This window comes from Aurantimonas sp. E1-2-R+4 (assembly GCF_036549515.1).
Classification (GTDB): domain Bacteria; phylum Pseudomonadota; class Alphaproteobacteria; order Rhizobiales; family Rhizobiaceae; genus Aurantimonas; species Aurantimonas coralicida_A.
Window position 1 is genome coordinate 1 of the sequence record NZ_JAZHLK010000163.1, and the last position, 596, is coordinate 596.

Genomic DNA, 596 nt, shown 5'->3' on the forward strand with positions numbered 1-596 from the left:
GTATAGAGCGACGATTGGGATGAGCGGCAGCGTCAATTACGATAAGCGCCTGCGGTCGAGGTCGAAGGTTTCCTAATTGTCGCGCGAGGTCAAGGTCAGGACTGCGCGTCAATTAGGATGAGCGGTCGGCTTATCTTTTGTCGATAGATCCCGGGACTGTGCGGTTTTTCGCCGATAGCTGTCGGTGTTCATCTCCAGGATAATGGCGTGATGGACGAGCCTGTCGATCGCGGCGACGGTCATGGCGGGATCGGGAAAGATCGAATCCCAAGCCCCAAAGGGCTGGTTTGCGGTGATCATCATGGACCGGCGCTCGTATCGGGCGCTGATGAGTTCGAACAGGACGCTCGTCTCGGCCTGGCTCTTCTGGACGTAGGATAGATCGTCGAGGACGAGCAGGTGATATTTGTCGAGCTTCTCGATCGCCGATGCGAGCTTCAGTTCCTGCCGGGCGGTCTGAAGTTGCTGGACAAGGTCGGTAGTTCTTGCGAACAGGACGCGATATCCGGCGTCGATCAGCGCATGACCGAGCGCCGCCGAAAGATGGGTCTTTCCCACGCCTGGCGGGCCGAAACACAAAATATTGGTGCCCTGAC

At 57.7% G+C, this 596-nt stretch carries 1 protein-coding gene; it reads right to left on the reverse strand.

Annotated elements, in window-relative coordinates; translation table 11 throughout:
* Nucleotides 1-108: 108 nt before the first annotated feature.
* On the reverse strand, nucleotides 109-596 hold a 488-nt coding region (gene istB, locus VQ045_RS21880; protein WP_331831633.1), incomplete at its 5' end, for an IS21-like element helper ATPase IstB.